General features: G+C 35.9%; 16 protein-coding genes and 2 tRNA genes. 13 read left to right on the top strand and 5 right to left on the bottom strand.

Going from position 1 to position 18,923, the window contains the following annotated elements:
- Positions 1–130 precede the first annotated feature (130 nt).
- Positions 131–214, bottom strand: a tRNA-Leu gene (locus tag KTB61_RS10915).
- Positions 215–218: 4 nt separating this feature from the next.
- Positions 219–303: transfer RNA gene (locus KTB61_RS10910), tRNA-Leu, on the bottom strand.
- A gap of 176 nt (positions 304–479) precedes the next feature.
- Here KTB61_RS10910 and KTB61_RS10905 point away from each other — a divergent pair.
- Both KTB61_RS10905 and KTB61_RS10900 read left to right on the top strand, forming a co-directional pair.
- On the top strand, positions 480–1,382 hold the full coding sequence (locus KTB61_RS10905; protein ID WP_216697486.1) for a deoxyribonuclease IV: 903 nt from the start codon (positions 480–482) through the stop codon (positions 1,380–1,382).
- A complete protein-coding gene (locus KTB61_RS10900) occupies positions 1,379–2,056 on the top strand; it encodes an MBL fold metallo-hydrolase (RefSeq protein ID WP_075759332.1) in 678 nt (225 codons plus the stop codon). The genes KTB61_RS10905 and KTB61_RS10900 overlap by 4 nt, the downstream gene beginning before the upstream one ends.
- Here the strand turns inward: KTB61_RS10900 and KTB61_RS10895 are convergent.
- The gene (locus tag KTB61_RS10895) at positions 2,053–2,535 is read right to left on the bottom strand and encodes a DNA-deoxyinosine glycosylase (protein ID WP_075759331.1); all 483 of its coding nucleotides are present in this window, start codon (positions 2,533–2,535) and stop codon (positions 2,053–2,055) included. The genes KTB61_RS10900 and KTB61_RS10895 overlap by 4 nt on opposite strands.
- A 137-nt stretch (positions 2,536–2,672) precedes the next feature.
- Between KTB61_RS10895 and KTB61_RS10890 the strand changes: the two genes are divergently transcribed.
- From KTB61_RS10890 to KTB61_RS10880, 3 genes are all read left to right on the top strand, one after another.
- Positions 2,673–3,476 carry a sigma-E processing peptidase SpoIIGA gene (locus tag KTB61_RS10890; RefSeq protein ID WP_216697485.1) on the top strand — a complete coding sequence of 268 codons (804 nt, stop codon included), beginning with the start codon at positions 2,673–2,675 and terminating at the stop codon, positions 3,474–3,476.
- Position 3,477: 1 nt separating this feature from the next.
- Positions 3,478–4,191, top strand: a complete 714-nt coding sequence (sigE, locus tag KTB61_RS10885) for an RNA polymerase sporulation sigma factor SigE (protein WP_083638306.1) — start codon at positions 3,478–3,480, stop codon at positions 4,189–4,191.
- Positions 4,192–4,638: 447 nt separating this feature from the next.
- Positions 4,639–5,910: a GH25 family lysozyme gene (locus KTB61_RS10880; protein WP_330656374.1), complete on the top strand. Its 1,272-nt coding sequence runs from the start codon at positions 4,639–4,641 to the stop codon at positions 5,908–5,910.
- A gap of 251 nt (positions 5,911–6,161) precedes the next feature.
- On the opposite strand, the gene KTB61_RS10875 is transcribed toward KTB61_RS10880, so the two are convergent.
- A complete protein-coding gene (locus tag KTB61_RS10875; RefSeq protein ID WP_216697484.1) occupies positions 6,162–7,058 on the bottom strand; it encodes an Rpn family recombination-promoting nuclease/putative transposase in 897 nt (298 codons plus the stop codon).
- Between the two features lie 440 nt (positions 7,059–7,498).
- Between KTB61_RS10875 and KTB61_RS10870 the strand changes: the two genes are divergently transcribed.
- From KTB61_RS10870 to recO, 5 genes are all read left to right on the top strand, one after another.
- Positions 7,499–8,236 (top strand): ABC transporter ATP-binding protein, encoded by a 738-nt coding sequence (locus KTB61_RS10870; RefSeq protein WP_075759326.1) that lies wholly within the window; start codon positions 7,499–7,501, stop codon positions 8,234–8,236.
- A 13-nt stretch (positions 8,237–8,249) separates the two neighbouring features.
- Positions 8,250–9,167 (top strand): SufB/SufD family protein, encoded by a 918-nt coding sequence (locus tag KTB61_RS10865; RefSeq protein ID WP_075760534.1) that lies wholly within the window; start codon positions 8,250–8,252, stop codon positions 9,165–9,167.
- 134 nt (positions 9,168–9,301) lie between these two features.
- Complete coding sequence (locus tag KTB61_RS10860) at positions 9,302–12,202, top strand: insulinase family protein (RefSeq protein WP_075759325.1); 2,901 nt, start codon at positions 9,302–9,304, stop codon at positions 12,200–12,202.
- Positions 12,203–12,217: 15 nt separating this feature from the next.
- Positions 12,218–13,123, top strand: a complete 906-nt coding sequence (gene era, locus KTB61_RS10855; RefSeq protein WP_075759324.1) for a GTPase Era — start codon at positions 12,218–12,220, stop codon at positions 13,121–13,123.
- Positions 13,124–13,125: 2 nt separating this feature from the next.
- Positions 13,126–13,851 carry a DNA repair protein RecO gene (gene recO, locus KTB61_RS10850; protein WP_075759323.1) on the top strand — a complete coding sequence of 242 codons (726 nt, stop codon included), beginning with the start codon at positions 13,126–13,128 and terminating at the stop codon, positions 13,849–13,851.
- Positions 13,852–13,925: 74 nt separating this feature from the next.
- On the opposite strand, the gene KTB61_RS10845 is transcribed toward recO, so the two are convergent.
- The gene (locus KTB61_RS10845) at positions 13,926–14,258 is read right to left on the bottom strand and encodes a helix-turn-helix domain-containing protein (protein ID WP_075759322.1); all 333 of its coding nucleotides are present in this window, start codon (positions 14,256–14,258) and stop codon (positions 13,926–13,928) included.
- 199 nt (positions 14,259–14,457) lie between these two features.
- Here KTB61_RS10845 and KTB61_RS10840 point away from each other — a divergent pair, with 199 nt between their 5' ends.
- The 3 genes from KTB61_RS10840 to KTB61_RS10830 all read left to right on the top strand — a co-directional run bounded on the left by KTB61_RS10840 (position 14,458) and on the right by KTB61_RS10830 (position 18,702).
- On the top strand, positions 14,458–15,846 hold the full coding sequence (locus KTB61_RS10840; RefSeq protein ID WP_075759321.1) for a glycine--tRNA ligase: 1,389 nt from the start codon (positions 14,458–14,460) through the stop codon (positions 15,844–15,846).
- A 189-nt stretch (positions 15,847–16,035) separates the two neighbouring features.
- Entirely contained in the window at positions 16,036–18,156 is a 2,121-nt protein-coding gene (ppk1, locus tag KTB61_RS10835; RefSeq protein ID WP_216697483.1) for a polyphosphate kinase 1, read from the top strand.
- A 99-nt stretch (positions 18,157–18,255) separates the two neighbouring features.
- Positions 18,256–18,702 (top strand): hypothetical protein, encoded by a 447-nt coding sequence (locus KTB61_RS10830; protein WP_075759320.1) that lies wholly within the window; start codon positions 18,256–18,258, stop codon positions 18,700–18,702.
- Positions 18,703–18,923 lie beyond the last annotated feature (221 nt).

Raw genomic sequence — 18,923 nt, 5'->3', positions numbered from 1 at the left:
ATTTTTTGTGAAATATATGTAATTATGTAATATGTAACGTGCACATCCGCGCAGAGCGTTTTTTATTACATAGGAAATTCAAAGGAATTTCCTATGTAATAAAAAAAACCGAAGTATCTACTTCGGTTCGTGCCGATGGCCGGATTCGAACCGGCACGAGCGTACACTCACTGCCACCTGAAGACAGCGCGTCTGCCAATTCCGCCACATCGGCAAAGTGCAGTTGAGGGGACTTGAACCCCTACCCAGTTAACCCGGACTAGATCCTTAGTCTAGCGCGTATGCCAATTCCGCCACAACTGCGCAACAAGGTTATAATAGCACAGCATTACATATAAGTCAATAAAAAAATCAAAAAAAATTATAGAATTTTAAAAAATATTGGATTTATTCCAGTTATCATTTATAATGAAGCCAGTTTACAGCAGTAAAGGTGCTGAAAACATCTGATATAAAATATTATTTGAGGAGAAAAAATTATGCTTATAGGATCTCATGTTGGAATGAAAGGGAAGGATATGTTCCTTGGCTCTGTGAAAGAAGCACTGTCTTATGGTGCCAATACTTTTATGGTATACACAGGGGCACCTCAGAATACAAGACGTAAGAAAATAGAAGAACTGAATATAGAGGCAGGACAGAAACTGATGAAAGAATCAGGAATCGAGACATTTGTTGTCCATGCTCCATATATTATAAACCTGGCAAATACTGTGAAGCCTGAGACATTTCAGCTGGCCGTGGATTTTCTGAAGATTGAAATTGAGCGGACTGCAGCTATGGGAAGCTCTACTCTGGTACTTCATCCAGGTTCCCATGTAGGGGCTGGTGCGGATGCGGGGATTGAGCGTGTGATTGAAGGACTCAATCAGGTTCTTACCAAAGAAACACCGGTTCATATTGCATTGGAAACCATGGCAGGCAAAGGAAGCGAAATCGGACGTGAATTTGAAGAACTGAAACGGATTTATGATGGGGTCAAATATCCGGAAAAACTTAGAGTATGTTTTGATACCTGTCATGTGAACGATAGCGGATTAGATGTGAAAAATCATTTTGATGATATTATTAATACCTTTGATCAGGTTATTGGAAAAGATCAGATAGCCGTATTTCATATAAATGACAGTAAAAATCCTATGGGAGCGGCAAAGGACAGACATGAAAATCTGGGATTTGGTGAAATTGGATTTGAGGCGCTGGAGTGTATAGTTAAACATAAGGATTTTGAGAACATACCTAAAATTCTGGAAACACCATATATAAAAGAGCCGGATGGGAAAAAATCGTATCCGCCATATAAATATGAGATAGAAATGCTGAAAAAGGGAGTATTTGATCCTGGATTGAAAGACAAGATACTGGAGGATGCGGGAAAATGAAGATAACTTTTATAGAGCATAGTGGCTTTGTTCTGGAAATGGAAAATATTGTCCTGATTTTTGATTATTATAAAGGTGAGATTCCGCCGTTACCACAAAGCAAGAAAATCTATATTTTTGCATCCCATAGCCATGGAGATCATTATAATCCGGCAATATGGAGTCTGAAAAAACAATATGAGAATATTACTTATATTTTATCTGATGATATTGAGACAAAAGAAGAAGCTGTGTTTATGCATCCTCATGAAAAAATACAGTTAGATGATATGGAGGTGGAAACTTTAAAATCAAATGATCTTGGAGTTGCATTTCTTGTGTATGCAGAAGGAAAATGTATTTATCATGGAGGAGATCTCAACTGGTGGCACTGGAATGGTGAGCCGGAAGAGGATAATTTATATTATAAAAACACCTTCCAGGAAGAAATAAAATTACTGGAAGGAAAGGAAATAGATGTTGCATTTATGCTCCTGGATCCGAGACAGGAGGATAAATACTGCTGGGGCATGAATTATTTTCTTGAGCATGTTCATGTAAAAGATGTATTCCCGATGCATTGTTTTGGATCCTATAATATTACAAAACATTATCTTCATTGTGAAGACGGTCGAAAATGGAATCAGATCGTTCATGAAATTACAGGACCAGGACAGGTTTTTGAAGATCTTTAATTTTTAATTACAGACCAGCTGTCAATGAGACGTTCCAGTGAAAAAGAGGCGTTGGCAGGACTGGTGGATGGAAGTTTAACTGCTGGAATTCCTGTGATTTTTTCAGAATATTTTGTATAAAGTTTATAAGCGGTGCCGCCGTTGGTGAAAATCTGACGGATGGGTGCCGCTTTTAATATATTAGAAAAATCATTTGGGACAGCATTTTGTATACTGCTGTCACTGGATCCTTTGATATCACAGGAAGCGATCACATCCCATACAGCAATATGGTGTTTTAATAAAAAGATTTTTTTCTCTTCAATTGTCTCAGGCACAGAGTCTTGAAAGACTGCGGATAGAACCTTCCAAAATCTGTTTTGCGGATGATGATAGAAAAAACAGGCTTCTCTGGATTTTACAGAGGGAAAAGAACCCAAGATCAGAATTTCTGACTGACTGTTAAAGACCGGATGAATTTGATGTACTACATGTTCCATAAGAAAACTCCTTTAAAATGTTGTAATGAATCTATTGTAGCAGATTTTTCAGATAATTGCAGATTTTGTAGAAACAGCACATATTTCTGTATCATTTTTTGACAAAGAATTTTCCGAATATTTTTTATAATGGCATTATGTTTTTGGTAATAATGTTTCTGGAACAATGGATCGTGCTGGAAGTACTACTGCTGCTTTTGAGTAGAATCATAAAGATGGAAAGTTCCATTAAGAGAGTGACCAGTGCTGCCATAACAGGAAGCCTTTTGGGATGCGGGATGGTGATAATTCCTACCTGTTGCCTTTTATGGAAGATTTTAATGCTGTTATCTGCCATATTTGTAACTGTCAGAATTTCTTTTTCAGTGAAAGGGAAAAAGCTCATATTAACTGCAGGATATTTGCTGATAATTTCTGTATTCTTTGGTGGAATCTGGACGGCATTATGGGAAATGTCAGGAGAAGTATCATGGCTGCCAGGCTTTGTTCTAAGTATTGGTATAGGATATCTTTTTTATAAAGGAATCATAGAAAATTTTTTTGATGAGAAGGATTTTTTATATCATGTTACTTTTCAGTGGAATCATAAAACCTTTCAGGTCTGTGGTTACCTTGACACGGGAAACTGCTTATTTGATCCTTTCAGCAAAATGCCGGTTTCTGTAATGGAAGAATCTGTTTTTCTGGAATACTTCAGTAAGCCATTAACGAAAATGATAAACGAACATAGTGTAGAGGATATAAGGATAATTCCATTTCATTCTGTAGGGAGAAAAAATGGAGTTATGACTGGAATTCTTGTCACTGATATGAAGATTACAAATGGAAATCGAAGGATTGAAGTGGGAAAAGGAGTCATAGGGGTTACAAAAGACTCTCTTTGTGCATCTGGCAATTATCAGATGCTGATTCATCCAAATCTGATTTGTGGGAGGTTATAGTGTGTTGAGATTAAATTTGGTAAGCGGTAGAAAAGCATTTTTTGCAAAAGGGAATGAAATTCATTACATAGGGGGTGCCGAAATTCTTCCCGCACCGCTGGAAGCAAATGAGGAGCAGAAAATGATTCATATGCTTGGAACAGTAGATGAGCCAGAGGCAAGGGCTATGCTGATCGAGAGAAATCTTCGATTGGTTGTGTACATAGCAAAGAAATTTGATAATACGGGCATTGGCGTGGAAGATTTAATATCAATAGGAACCATAGGCCTGATAAAAGCCATTAATACATTTAATCCGGCAAAAAAAATAAAACTGGCAACTTATGCATCCAGATGTATTGAAAATGAAATTTTAATGTATCTCAGGAGAAATAATAAGACAAAGATGGAAGTATCCATTGATGAGCCATTAAATGTAGACTGGGATGGAAATGAATTATTGTTATCAGATATTCTCGGAACAGATGAAGATATCATCTATCGGGATCTGGAACATGAAGTAGATCGAAAACTATTGTTAAAAGCCATGAAGATTCTGACGGAAAGGGAGAAGAAAATCATAGAACTAAGATTCGGAATCAATCAGAAAAACGGAGAAGAAAAAACACAAAAAGAAGTGGCAGATATGATGGGAATATCACAGTCATATATATCAAGACTGGAAAAGAAAATCATAAAAAGACTAAAAAAAGAAATGGCAAAAATGGGAGTGTAGATAGAATCACCGTACCCGTTCCGAAACGCTTCCTTCGCAAAGCTCAGTCCAGATGTTTCGTCAGGGTAAGGTGATTTCAATAGAGGTGGAAGAGAGGAGAAGAAGCATAAACTGTGTTTAGACATGGGGTGGTGATTGCAATAGAGGTGTGGATGAAATAAATTAGTGTGGAGCATCATAAAAAGCTGAATACATCTGGACTGAGCGTAGCGAGGGAAGCGTTTCAGCGTTTATGATGCGGAACGAATCTTAAGAAATACTTCCTTTTTCTTTTCTTTTTTCATGTTATACTGACTTTATGAAAGGTTTAAGGGTGTATTTATGAGGAAAAATGAAAGGTTATACGTAATAATTAGTTTTATTATAGGACTATGTTTATTATTGTTTAGCAGTCTTATGTTTTTTTGTAATATACATAGGATTTGGGCTGCTGAAAAGCAGGAGACAGTGGCTTCTGTTGAAGAGAAAAATGATCAGGCAAATAGCTGGCGTTATGAGGATGGAAATTTGAAGCAGAATCTGGAAGAAAAGATTCAAAACAAGGCTAGAACAATAACGAATAGCAGTATTATTCAGGTGACGATTCCTCAAAATGCGACTGCACAGGGAATTGATGTTAGCTACCATAATGGAGATATTGATTGGCAGAAAGTGAAGTCAACAGGTAAAGTTGATTATGCGATTATTCGATGTGGATATGGAAGAGATTTTACTTATGCAGATGATCCAAAATGGGATTATAATTCCAGAGAATGTGAGAGATTGGGAATTCCTTATGGGGCTTATTTATATGGGAAAGCTACATCCGCAGAAGCTGCAAAAAGTGAAGCACAGCATGTAATTCGACTGCTGGAAGGTAAGCATCTAACCTATCCGATTTATTATGATATGGAAGACAATACACAAGCTAATCTTGGGGCGGATGAATTAGGACAGATTGCTAAGACGTTTTTTGATACCTTAAAAGAGGCAGGATATACTAATGTAGGTGTTTATGCGAATACAACATGGTTCAACAATAAGTTGACATCTTCCGTTTTTAGTCAGTATCCAAAATGGGTGGCTCAGTATAATAGCAGTTGTTCATATAAAGGCAGCTATCATATGTGGCAGTATACAAGTGCTGGTTGTATTGATGGAATATCCGGAAATGTTGACTTGAATTTCAAGTTAGGATCTTGGGGACCGGCACCATTAACTACAGGAATTCGTTTAAATAAAACAACATTAAATTTGACAAACGGTACTTCTTATAAACTATCAGCTACAGTATATTCATCAACAAATCCTAAGCAGAATGTGCAGTGGAAGACTTCCAATAGCAGTATTGCAGTAGTGAATAGTCAGGGTGTGGTAACTGCAAAATCGGCAGGACGCGTTACTATTACTGCAATGACATCAAATGGAAAACGCGCTTATTGTACTGTTACTATAAAACCTAAGACAAACCGAATTACAAAATTAAAACGTACAGGTAAAAAATCTATTAAAATTTATTGGACAAAAGTCAGTGGAACAACAGGATATCAAGTCTATATGTCCACAAAGAAAAATTCTGGATATAAGAGAATAAAAACAGTTTCAGGAAAATATTCATCTTACACTAAAGGGAAACTGAAGAAAGGAAAAAGATATTATTTTAAAGTTCGTTCCTATAAAAAAGTAGGAGGAAAATACTATATAAGCAGTTATTCAACAGTAAAAACAATAAAACGATAAAATAAAAAAATCACCGTACCCGTTCCGAAACGCTTCCCTCGTGAAGCTCGGTGCAGATGTTTCGTCAGTGTAAGGTGATTTTTTATGTAGATGGAAAGAGAGGAGGGAAGAGAAAGTAGAAAGGGAAAAAATGGAGATACCCATTTTCAAACGCTTCCCTCGCGAAGCTCGGTGCAGATGTTTCGTCAGTGTAAGGTGATTTTTATGTAGATGGAAAGAGAGAGGGGAAGAGAAAAAAGTACGTGTTTAAATTACTGGATTTTTTCTTCGAATTCTTGTATGGAAGAAGAATGGGAGGCAATAAAAAGCCATTGTTTTAATTTTTTCTGATCCGTCTGATCTGTAATCTTATGATTAAGGTATTCCGGAACCTGCCCTGTTTCAGACAATAAATCCAGGATAGCATCATGTCTGCCTTCAATTCTGCCTTCAATTCTGCCGTTTTCTTTTATCTTCTGTACAACTTCACACATGGTAATTTTCTCTCCTTCTGTAAAATGTAATTTTAAAAACTCCTGATCTCCTGCAAATACTGCCATGAATTTCATCATGGCATCTATATGTTTGATTTCTTTATGGTTTCCTTCATACTCAATGCCTTTCTGACGTTTTACAAAATAATCTGCGATGATTCCAAAGTCGCTCTGGAACAGATTAATCTGTTCTTCCTTTAGAAAAGATATCTCAAATATTCTGACCGGATAATCGTTCCAGTGATTTTCTAATTCGTTGTAAGAGGGAATCCGATCTTTCAGTGACCTGCTGCTTTTCCAGTGACTGTTTCCAAAATATAGTACCAGTGTACAGACCGGATAGGGACGTTCTTTATGTTCAGATAAGAGCTGTCCGCGGTAGGATGCTCCATCGTATCCCATAATCCGTAATGCGATATCGTCATCAGCGGCAGTCTGATTCTCTATCCCGAGAAGGGCCTGGCGGGTATGATTCTTCACCCAGAACTTGGCGATATCTCTTTCCTGTTCATGAATCATGGAATCATCTGATTTGTAATGGGATATCACGTTGGCCTGTGCCAGTTCTTTTGATTTTATGACCTGTCTGCCGTTATAGAGCAGGACGTTGATGATATCAGCAAAAACATCTTCATAATCCATAAAAAGCTTTTCTATCTTGTCTTTTTCACCCATTGGAACCTCCTTTTCTGTTGTCGTGATATATGCACAACATCAGAAAAAGAGGATGCTATGTATATATCCTGTTGTTATTTCTGAAAATCCGGCAGAACTGCCATATGAAAAATAGATATGATTTCAGAAGAGTTATAAGATATATACATTTTACAATATTTTACATTTGTATTCAATAAAAATATATTAATTTCTATACATTTTATATATTATCAATTTATAGAAATATATTCAATACTTTAAAGAATATTTTTAAAAAATATTAAAAGATATATATGGAAAAAAAGATTTTTGCCCCAAAATGTTTTTGATATGGTAAAAATACGTAAAAAAACCATCTGAGACTCTTTCTTTTTTTGAGTGTTTATAGTAGCATAGTAGACGATGTATTATATCGAATCATCATGGAATTATCTAGATGATTCTAGGATGGAGGAAACATGTTAGAACTGAAGAATATCTCATTTTCTGTAAGAGATGAGAAGGATTGTGAAAAAGAAATTATTAAGGACATCAGCCTGAGCCTGGATGATCAGAAATTTATTGCTATTACAGGTCCTAATGGTGGTGGAAAGTCAACTTTGGCGAAGATTATTGTTGGGATTGAGAAACCGACATCTGGACAGATTATCTGGAACGGAACTGATATTACTGATTTAAATATTACTGAACGTGCTAATCTGGGTATTAGCTTTGCTTTTCAGCAGCCGGTTCGTTTTAAAGGTATTACAGTTTATGATTTGATTAAGCTTGCTACAGGACATGATATTTCCAGAGGGGAAGCTTGTAATTATCTGTCAGAGGTTGGCTTGTGTGCCAAGGATTATGTGAATCGTGAAGTTGATGGAAGTCTTTCCGGAGGAGAGTTGAAACGTATCGAGATTGCTACGATTCTTGCCAGAGGTACTAAGTTATCTGTTTTCGATGAACCGGAAGCTGGAATTGATTTGTGGAGTTTCCAGAATCTGATCAAAGTTTTTGAAAAAATGAGAGAAGATATTCAGGGATCTATTCTGATTATTTCCCATCAGGAGAGAATTTTAAGAATTGCAGATGAAATTATTGTCATTGCAGATGGAGAAATTCTTGAGCATGAAACTGCTGAAAACTTTTTGCCTAAGTTACTTGATAGTGCAGATGAACCTGGATGTCGCTGCTGGAAGAAGGAGGGATGCTAAAATGGATATAAAAATGGATCCGATTCAGAAACATTTGCTTGAGGAAGTGTCCGGTCTTCATGAAATCCCAGTAGGAGCTTTTAATATTCGTGCAAATGGAAAAGGACTTGTAAGACAGAGTTCAGAAAATATTGAAATTATTCCAAAAGATAATGGGGATGGAATTGATATTAAAATCAAGCCTGGAACAAAAAACGAGAGTGTCCATATTCCGGTTGTTTTAAGTCAGGCAGGTCTTACAGATCTTGTTTATAATGACTTTTATATTGGAAAAGATGCAGATGTAACGATTATTGCTGGTTGTGGAATTCACAATGGCGGAAATAAAGACAGTAAACATGATGGAATCCACAGATTCTTTATTGAAGAAAATGCCAGGGTTCGTTATATTGAAAAACATTATGGAAGTGGAGATGGAGACGGAAAGCGTATCATGAATCCGCAAACCATTGTTGAAATTGGAAAGAATGGTTATATGGAAATGGATACAGCTCAGATTAAAGGTGTAGATTCAACAAAACGACTGACAACTGCAAAACTTGATGAAGGTGCTACTCTGACTGTTATGGAACGTTTAATGACACATGGACAGCAGAATGCAGTCAGCGAGTTTGAAGTTAATCTTGATGGACAGGAATCAGGAGCGCACATTGTATCCCGTTCTGTTGCAAAAGATTCATCTTCTCAGACATTTATTTCCAAGGTTCATGGAAATGCAAAATGTAATGGACATACAGAGTGTGATGCCATTATTATTGGAGATGCAAAAATCAGTGCAATTCCTGAAATCAGTGCAGATAATCCTGATGCATCATTGATTCATGAAGCTGCCATTGGAAAGATTGCAGGGGAACAGCTGATTAAGCTGATGACTCTGGGACTTACAGAGACAGAGGCAGAAGAGCAGATTATAAATGGCTTCCTAAAATAAAATGAAAGCGGACAGGTCCGTTTATGACAGGCGTTGTATTTATACGGCGCCTCTTTGTTTTAGGTTTTTACAAGAATCCATTTATAAGAAAAATAAAGTTAGGTATAATAGAAAGAAAAAGGAGTAAGTATTGTATGAATAAAAATTATACAATGATAAAAGAGGAAAAAATTGAAGAGCTGGATGGTACCGGATATCTTTTACGTCATAATCAGACGGGTGCCAGAGTTGTTGTGGTTTCCAATCATGATGATAATAAAGTATTTCAGATAGGATTTAAGACTCCGCCAAAAGATGATACAGGAGTTCCTCATATTCTTGAGCATTCTGTTTTATGTGGTTCCAGAGAATTCCCTTTAAAGGATCCATTTGTGGAACTGGTAAAAGGGTCTCTAAATACATTTTTAAATGCAATGACATATCCTGACAAAACCGTTTATCCGGTAGCCAGTCAGAATGATAAAGATTTCTTTAATCTGGTACATGTGTATCTTGATGCAGTTTTTTATCCTAATATTTATAAAAAGCCGGAAATTTTAAAACAGGAAGGATGGCATTATGATCTGGAGGATAAAGATGCTCCAGTTATTTACAATGGAGTTGTATTTAACGAGATGAAAGGTGTATTTTCATCACCTGATCAGCAGCTGGCAAGAATTATTCAGAAATCACTTCTTCCAGATACGCCATATGGTTTTGAATCAGGAGGAGATCCGGTAGCTATTCCGGATCTGACCTATGACATGTTCCTGGAATTCCATAAGACATATTATCATCCGTCTAACAGCTATATTTATCTTTACGGAGATATGGATGTGGATAAATATCTGGATTTTATTCATGAACATTATTTAAAAGATTTTGATTATAAAAATATTGATTCATCTTGGGAAGAACAGAAGGCATTTGAACAGATCAAGCGAATTGAAGAGTATTATCCGGTTGGTGAAAATGATCCGGAAGAGGAAAAGACATATTTTTCTTATAATGCGGTAATTGGAACAAGTCTTGATAGAGAACTTTATCTGGCTTTTCAGATTCTCGACAGAGCATTATTTGGAGCTCCAGGAGCACCGGTGAAGAAAGCTCTTATGGATGCTGAAATAGGAAAGGATATTTCCAGTTCTTATGATAACGGAATTGAGCAGCCGGTATTTTCCATTGTTGCACAGGAAGCCAGGGATGAGCAGGAACAGGATTTTGTAAAGATTATTAAAGAGACTTTGCAGAAGATTGTAGAAGATGGAATTCCCAAGAGAAGCCTGGAAGCTGCATTTAACTATTATGAATTTAAATATAAAGAAGCAAACTTCGGACGTTTTCCAAAGGGGCTTATGTATGGCCTTCAGATGTTTGACAGCTGGCTGTATGATGATGAAAAACCATTTATCCATATTAAGACTAATGAAGTATTTGAAATTCTTAGAAAACGAATGGATACAGGTTATTTTGAACAGTTGATAGAACAGTGGCTTTTGAAAAATCAGCATAAATCCATTGTGGTCATGAAGCCGAAAAAAGGACTTCAAAAGATTAAAGATCAAAAAGAAGTGGAAATATTACAAAAATACAAAGATTCTCTTTCTGAAGAAGAAATAGAAAAACTTGTGGATGAGACCCGACATCTGAAGGAAATTCAGGAGAAGCCTTCCACAAAAGAAGAAATGGAAAAGATTCCGGTTCTTGATATTGAGGATATTAGAAAAGAAGTAAAACCTTTTTCTAATACAGAAGTAGATTTGGATGGCATAAAAGTTTTATGGCATGAATATTTCACTAATCAGATCTGTTATCTGAAACTGGCATTTGATATGACTTTTGTTCCTATGGATCTTGTTCCGTATGCTTCGCTACTGACAGAAATTCTCACAGGTGTAGATACTAAGACACACACTTATCAGGAGCTTGGAAATGAAATCAGCATCGAAACCGGAGGAATTGCAGCTACGATGAATGTGCTGCCTAAAAAAGATAATGAATTTCTGCCAATGTTTGTGCTGAAAACCAAATGTTTCTATCCAAATGCAGGGAAAGCATTTGAACTGATGGAAGAGATTGCTTTTGAAAGTAAATTGGAAGATAAAAAGCGTATCAAGGAAATTATAGGACAGATTTATACTAACCTGAAAATTCAGCTTACAGAGACTGGTCATAAGACAGCTGCCAATCGTGCCATGTCATATTTTTCAAAATATGCGGCATATCGTGAAGTAATCCAGGGTGTGACCATGTATGAATCAGTGAAAAAATGGTATGAAAATTTTGAGGATGAATATGAACATATCGTTGAGGGAATGAGAAACGTCAGCCGTGCTATTTTCCAGAAACAGAACATGATTGTAAGCTACACTGGAAATGAAAAAGAACCTTCTTTTATGGCAGATCAGTTGAAACATTTTGCAGACCGACTTTATGAAGATCAGAAAAACAGAGAAAGAGCAGAAGTAATCTGTACTCATAAAAATGAAGGTTTTGCCACAGCTGGAGGGGTACAGTATGCTGCATGTGCAGGTAACTTTATGGAAAAGGGATACGAATATACAGGAGCCTTAAAGGTACTGCAGGTAATCTTTTCCTATGAATATCTCTGGATTCAGCTGAGGGTGAAAGGCGGTGCATATGGATGTATGTGCAGCTTTGGAACACAGGGTGATTCCATGTTTGTCAGTTACAGAGATCCAAATCTGACAGAGACCTATCAGGTGTACCAGCATGCGGCTGATTATGTTGAAACTTTCGATGTAGATGAAAGGGATATGAAGAAATATATTATCGGAACTATCAGCAATATGGATATGCCTATGGAACCGGATGATATGGGTGTGAGAAGTTTTCATGCTTATTTAATGGGTAAGACAGAAGAGGATTTACAGAAGGATAGAAATCAGGTATTATCCTGTACAAAAGAAGATATTCGTGCATTGGCTCCGTTGATCCGCACTGTAGTTGATGCGGGAAATCGCTGCTGTGTAGGTAATGAAGAAAAATTGAATCAGGCAGATAACTGTTTTGATGAGATTAAGCATGTACTTTAAGAGAAAGGAAATGAAATGACAGAAAAGTTTAAATCAGGTTTTGTAACCTTCATAGGTCGTCCAAATGTTGGAAAATCCACATTGATGAATCGCTTGATTGGCCAGAAGATTGCGATAACATCAAGCAAGCCTCAGACAACAAGAAATCGTATTCAGACAGTTTATACGGATGACAGGGGTCAGATTATTTTTCTGGATACACCAGGTATTAATAAAGCCAAAAATAAACTGGGAGATTATATGCTTCAGGTAGCTGAACGAACATTAAATGAAGTTGATGTTGTACTCTGGCTGGTTGAACCAAGTACATTTATCGGAGGGGGAGAGCGTTATATCATTGAACAGCTTTCCAAAGTTAAGACTCCGATTATTCTTGTAATCAATAAGATTGATACGGTAGAGGAAAAAGACATTTTTGAAGCAATCGATACTTATAAGGATGTGTGCGATTTTGCAGAAATTATTCCGGTTTCTGCTCTGAAAGGTAAAAATACAGATGATGTAATTGATACAATCTTTAAATATCTGGATGAAGGACCTATGTATTTTGATGAAGATACGATTACTGACCAGCCGGAGCGTCAGATCTGTGCAGAATTAATCCGAGAAAAGGCATTGCGTTTGCTGAGTCAGGAGATTCCGCATGGAATTGCAGTTGTCATTGATTCCATGAAGACAAGACGTCATGGACATATTATTGACATTGATGCAACAATCATATGTGAAAGAGATTCCCATAAAGGAATTATCATTGGAAAACAGGGATCTATGCTTAAAAAGATTGGAAGCCAGGCGAGAATTGAAATGGAAAATCTTCTGGATATAAAAGTCAACCTGCAGCTTTGGGTAAAGGTAAAAAAAGACTGGAGAGATAGTGACCTGTTATTGAAAAATTATGGATACGATAAGAAAGAAGTCTAAATATGGGGCAGGAAATTAAGGTAACAGGTCTGGTATTGCAGACAGGAAATATTGGAGAATATGATCGGAGGATCGTATTGCTTACGAAAGAGCGGGGAAGAATCTCCGCTTTTGCCCGTGGGGCAAAAAAAGCAACCAGTCCTTATGCAGCTGCATGCCAGCCTTTTACCTTTGGTAAATTTTCTTTGTATGAAGGGAAGAATTCGTTTAACCTGATGTGGGCAGAGGTGGATAATTATTTTGATAATCTGAAAAAAGATCTGGATCTTATTTATTATGGAAGCTATTTTTGTGAACTTGCATCTTATCTGACCCGGGAAAATAATGATGAATTGCAGATTTTAAAACTGATTTATCAAAGTCTTAGGGCATTGGAAAAAAAGACAATTTCTCCGGCTTTGATCCGTTATATTTATGAGATAAAAATACTTGCATTTTATGGAATTGGTATGGAGGTTTTTCAATGTGTCAGATGTCAGAGAAAAGATAATCTGACAGGATTTCATCCGGCAGAGGGAGGAGTTGTTTGTTCATCCTGTGGAAGAAAAATGCTTCCGGTAAGTCCTTCTACTCTTTATACATTACAGTTTATTATAACAAGTCCTGTTGAGAAATTATATACTTTTCGGGTAAGCCAGGAGGTTTTGCTGGAGCTGAAAAGAATTGTAAAAGAATTTATGAGAGTACATCTGGATCATGAATTTAAATCACTGGCATTTTTAAATTAAAAAGAAAAACTTTAAAGTGTTTGTAAATATAGGAGCAGACAAACACTTTAAAGTTTCTTTTTTTTGAATGAATATTATTTACATAAAATACGTAAAACTTTGACCATTTTTTCTTTATCATCAGTTGAGAATTTCTCAAGAAGACGAAGAATTTCTTTGTTTAAAACATTGTCCTTTTCACCATTCTCATCGGATTCCGGACGAAGTAAATAGTCAATAGATACGTTCAAGAGTTTTGCGTAATAGGATAAAACTCTCAGGTTCATTTTGACGCGGTCATTTTCAATATTACTAATGAAAGCAACAGTAACATCAAGGGCATCTGCGATTTGTTCCTGAGTATATCCAGCTTGTTTACGCAATGTTTTCATTCTTTTACCAACATTGGTATAATCAATCTGATACATGGTTTAAATTCCCTTTCTTTATATCTCCTATATAGTAGTATACAAGCATTATAATATAAAAAAAACAAAAAAGTAATATTCAATTAATATATTTGTTATATTTAAAACTATGCATATTTCAAATATATCTTGAAAAAATATGCATTACAAGATACAATTAAACATCATAGACAAAGAAATAAAAGAGGTAGAATTAAAAATGGAATTAACAATGGAGAAAATCGTTAACTTAGCGAAAGTTCGTGGATTCGTTTATAGTGGTTCTGAAATTTACGGAGGACTTGCGAATACATGGGATTATGGAAATCTTGGTGTTGAATTGAAAAACAATGTGAAGAAAGCATGGTGGAAAAAATTCATTCAGGAAAGTCCATATAATGTAGGTGTTGACTGTGCAATTCTTATGAATCCTCAGACATGGGTTGCATCAGGGCATTTGGGAAGTTTTTCTGATCCGTTGATGGATTGTAAAGAATGTCATGAACGTTTCCGTGCAGATAAACTTATTGAAGACTATATGCAGGAAAATGGAATGGAAATTGAAGGTTCTGTGGATGGATGGACAAAGGATCAGATGGAAGAATTCATTAAAGAACATAATATTGCATGTCCTTCCTGCGGAAAGAAAAATTTTACAGAAATTCGTGAGTTCAATCTGATGTTTAAAACTTTCCAGGGTGTTACAGAAGATGCGAAAAGTACTGTATATTTACGTCCGGAAACTGCACAGGGTATCTTTGTGAACTTTAAAAATGTTCAGAGAACATCAAGAAAGAAAATTCCATTTGGAATCGGGCAGATTGGTAAATCTTTCCGTAATGAAATTACTCCAGGTAACTTTACATTCCGTACTCGTGAATTTGAACAGATGGAACTGGAATTTTTCTGTGAACCAGATACAGATTTAGAATGGTTTGAATACTGGAAAGAATTCTGTATTAAATGGCTTCAGGATTTAGGTATTAAAGAAGATCAGATGAGAGTTCGTGATCATGAAAAAGAAGAATTATCTCATTATTCAAAAGCCACATCTGATATTGAATTTATGTTCCCGTTTGGCTGGGGAGAACTTTGGGGAATTGCAGACCGTACAGATTATGATCTGACACAGCATCAGAATACTTCAGGTGAAGATCTGACATATTTTGATGACGTGAAAAAAGAACGTTATATTCCATATGTAATTGAACCGTCATTAGGGGCAGATCGTGTGACACTGGCTTTCTTATGTGCAGCTTATGATGAGGAAGAATTAGAAGGCGGAGATACAAGAACAGTTATGCATTTCCATCCGGCAATTGCACCTGTAAAGATCGGTGTTCTTCCATTATCCAAGAAATTAAGTGAAGGAGCTATGAAAGTTTACGAAGAACTGGCAAAACAGTATAATTGTGAATTTGATGAGCGTGGAAATATCGGAAAACGTTATCGTCGTCAGGACGAAATCGGAACACCATATTGTGTAACATATGACTTTGATTCTCTTGAAGATGGAGCAGTTACTGTTCGTGATCGTGATACTATGGAACAGGAACGTGTAAAAATCAAAGATCTGAAAGCATACTTTGAAGAAAAATTTGCTTATTAAAATTTGTTTAGCATAAATCCAGGAATTGAAATTCCTGGATTTTTTTATTAAAATTATTTAACATAAATATAACTTAAAAGTAACTATTTATATGGTATAATTAACTGATATTACTGCGGAGAAATTCAGGTAATGATAAATATAGTTTGGGAAGGGATTTCCAAAGACAAAAATTACGGAGGGGATACCATGGGTAAGAAATATGATTATTCTTACACTCAGGACAGAGAATTGTCCTGGCTTAAATTTAATGAGCGTGTACTAAAGGAAGCAGGTAAAAAGGAAAATCCTTTTTTGGAACGGCTGAAATTTTTGGAGATTTTTACAAACAACCTGGATGAATTTTATATGGTCAGAGTAGGAAGTATTCATGAAATGAGTATGATTCATGATGATCATCGGGACATCAGATCTAATTTTACACCGGAAGAACAACTGGAAAAGATTGCTCAAAAGGTGAGACCTTTGTATAAGTTACGTGATAGTATTTTTAAAGATGTATCACAGACCCTGGAAAAAGAAGGAATTGAACGGTGTACATATGAACAGCTGACTAAGGAGGAAAAGAAATATTTAAAAGATTATTTTGAAGTAATGATTCAGCCAATTCTTTCGCCAATCGTAATGGGAAAACAACATCCTTTCCCGCATATTCCAAACAAGGTCTTACAGATTGGTCTCATGCTGAAAAAGAAAGACAAGAATTATTTTGCCATTATCAGTGTTCCAAAAGATCTGGATTCCATTATTTTTCTTTCAAAAGAGAAACAAAGATTTATTCTTTTGGAAGAGGTTATACTTGAATTTTGTGACAGCCTTTTTGAAAATTATACTATACTGGAAAAATGTGTTTTATCGGTGACAAGAAGCGCAGATATCAATCCAGATGATGAGATATATGAAACTACTGATGATTATCGGGAGCATATGAAGAAAATTATAAAAATGAGAAGTCGTCTGGAACCGGTGAGACTGGAAGTTTACGGGAAAGAACATCGTTTGATCGAAAAATATCTTATGGATCGACTTAAGCTTTGTCCACAGGATATATTTCAAAGTGAAACTCCCCTGATTATGAAGTATGTTTATGATCTGACAGACCGGATTCCGGAAGCTAAAAAGAAAGCAGGCAGCTATGTACCTTTTTCACCGGCTGTTAACAGAGATATCACACCGGGAGAATCTGTTACAAAACAGGTTCTGGAGGGAGATAAACTTTTATCATTTCCATTTGAAACAATGGATACTTTTGTTGAGCTGTTGAAGGAGAGTGCAAGAGATAAAGAAACGATTTCTATTAAAATTACAATCTATCGTCTGGCTAAACAGGCGAAAATTGTAAAATATCTGTGTGAAGCGGCGGAAAATGGAAAAGAGGTTCTTGTTTTGATGGAACTTAGAGCCAGGTTTGACGAAGAGAATAATATAAATTATTCAGAAATTCTTGAAGAGGCAGGCTGTAAGGTTATGTATGGAATGGAAGAATATAAAGTACATTCAAAAGTTTGTCTTATTACCAAAAAGAACGGTAAAGGTGTTTATTATATTACTCAGATTGGAACAGGAAATTATAATGAAAGTACTTCAAAGATATATACAGATTTAAGTCTTTTAACTTCGTCTATGGAAATCGGGCAGGATGCTGCCAGGTTCTTTCAGAATATGTCCACTTATAATCTCAATGGTCAATATAAGCATTTGCTGGTAGCACCTGCTGGATTAAAAGAAAATATCATAAAATATATTTACAGAGAAAAGATGAAAGCTGACAGTTTTCAGCCGTCTGGAATTTTTATGAAAATGAATTCTCTAACGGATCGTCAGATTATTGATGCATTATCTGAGGCATCTTCATCAGGTGTTCCTGTATTTTTGCTTATTCGGGGTATATGCTGTATTCGCCCTGGAATTCCCGGAAAAACGGAGAATATTCATGTGGAGAGTATTGTAGGAAGATTTCTGGAACATTCCCGAATCTATAGTTTTGGAGTTGGGGATGATATGAAGATATATCTGTCATCTGCAGATATGATGACCCGAAATACCAAGCGCAGAGTAGAAATTGCATGTCCGGTATATGATCCGAAGATTCAGAAACGAATCAAAGAGATGATGATGATTTTACGAAAAGATAATGTTTTAGCCACTAGACTTGAGAGTAGTGGAGAATATGTGAAAAAGGATAAAAAGGAAGAAATTATTAATTCTCAGCAGTATTTTCTGGAAGAATCTAAAGAACATCAAAGAAAGGTGCCAAAACGAAGGAAAGGTTTCTTTGGAGCAGTAGGAAGATATTTCCGGAAAATATAAAATTAAGAAAAATGTAATAAAATAGATGGCAAATTCTAATAAAAATCGGTTATAATAAAGCATATTGATAAAGTAATGCTTTTGGATGGAGGGAGTATTATGAGAAAAATTATAATGAATAAAAAATTTCTGGTAGCCGTTGGAGTATGTTTATCTGTAGCGGGAGGAATGGCATTGAAGAATCATATCAGTACTAAGGCTTCTGATAGCAGTTTTGAGATTAATGGTATGAATGTCAGTATTCAGAAATGTGAGGGAAAGTCACAGGAGATTATGGAAGAAGATATTGATGAGACAATCTCCAATGAGGTTATCACACTGGAAGAACAGGGACACGATTATGAGATCGGGGATGTGATCGAAACGGAACATGGAGATTTTGTTCCTATGGTAAAAGAAATCGACAATGAGACAGCATACAATGCTTTTGGTGGAATTACATCTAAAAGTGGAAAGAATTATGTCATTGTGGTAAAATCTGAGAAAGAATTGACACAGGATGATCTGGAAACAGTTGCAGAAACAGTAAAGAATCAGGTGAAGTAAGATAGGATTTCTTTTTAAATATTTTAATTAATTGCTGACAGGGCACAGTAATACAGAAAAATCTGTTTTGCTGTGCCTTTTTACATTTCACTAGATTGGTGTAAAGAAATTGTTAGTTGGATAAAGAAAAAAGAAATGAGAGTAATCGCTTTCTAATGATATAATAGTTTTCGACCAAAAAAACAAATATCAAGGAGGATTACTCTCATGGACATTGTAGC

It is taken from the genome of Anaerostipes faecalis, assembly GCF_018982945.1.
GTDB lineage: Bacteria > Bacillota > Clostridia > Lachnospirales > Lachnospiraceae > Anaerostipes > Anaerostipes faecalis.
The sequence above is the reverse complement of the archived record's forward strand: the minus strand, read 5'-3'. Positions and strand labels throughout refer to the sequence as shown.

Coding starts and splice junctions, on each gene's coding strand:
- KTB61_RS10905 (WP_216697486.1), top strand. CDS start 480: ATGCTTATAGGATCTCATGTTGGAATGAAAGGGAAGGATATGTTCCTT.
- KTB61_RS10900 (WP_075759332.1), top strand. CDS start 1,379: ATGAAGATAACTTTTATAGAGCATAGTGGCTTTGTTCTGGAAATGGAA.
- KTB61_RS10895 (WP_075759331.1), bottom strand. CDS start 2,535: ATGGAACATGTAGTACATCAAATTCATCCGGTCTTTAACAGTCAGTCA.
- KTB61_RS10890 (WP_216697485.1), top strand. CDS start 2,673: ATGTTTTTGGTAATAATGTTTCTGGAACAATGGATCGTGCTGGAAGTA.
- KTB61_RS10875 (WP_216697484.1), bottom strand. CDS start 7,058: ATGGGTGAAAAAGACAAGATAGAAAAGCTTTTTATGGATTATGAAGAT.
- KTB61_RS10870 (WP_075759326.1), top strand. CDS start 7,499: ATGTTAGAACTGAAGAATATCTCATTTTCTGTAAGAGATGAGAAGGAT.
- KTB61_RS10865 (WP_075760534.1), top strand. CDS start 8,250: ATGGATCCGATTCAGAAACATTTGCTTGAGGAAGTGTCCGGTCTTCAT.
- KTB61_RS10860 (WP_075759325.1), top strand. CDS start 9,302: ATGAATAAAAATTATACAATGATAAAAGAGGAAAAAATTGAAGAGCTG.
- era (WP_075759324.1), top strand. CDS start 12,218: ATGACAGAAAAGTTTAAATCAGGTTTTGTAACCTTCATAGGTCGTCCA.
- recO (WP_075759323.1), top strand. CDS start 13,126: ATGGGGCAGGAAATTAAGGTAACAGGTCTGGTATTGCAGACAGGAAAT.
- KTB61_RS10845 (WP_075759322.1), bottom strand. CDS start 14,258: ATGTATCAGATTGATTATACCAATGTTGGTAAAAGAATGAAAACATTG.
- KTB61_RS10840 (WP_075759321.1), top strand. CDS start 14,458: ATGGAATTAACAATGGAGAAAATCGTTAACTTAGCGAAAGTTCGTGGA.
- ppk1 (WP_216697483.1), top strand. CDS start 16,036: ATGGGTAAGAAATATGATTATTCTTACACTCAGGACAGAGAATTGTCC.
- KTB61_RS10830 (WP_075759320.1), top strand. CDS start 18,256: ATGAGAAAAATTATAATGAATAAAAAATTTCTGGTAGCCGTTGGAGTA.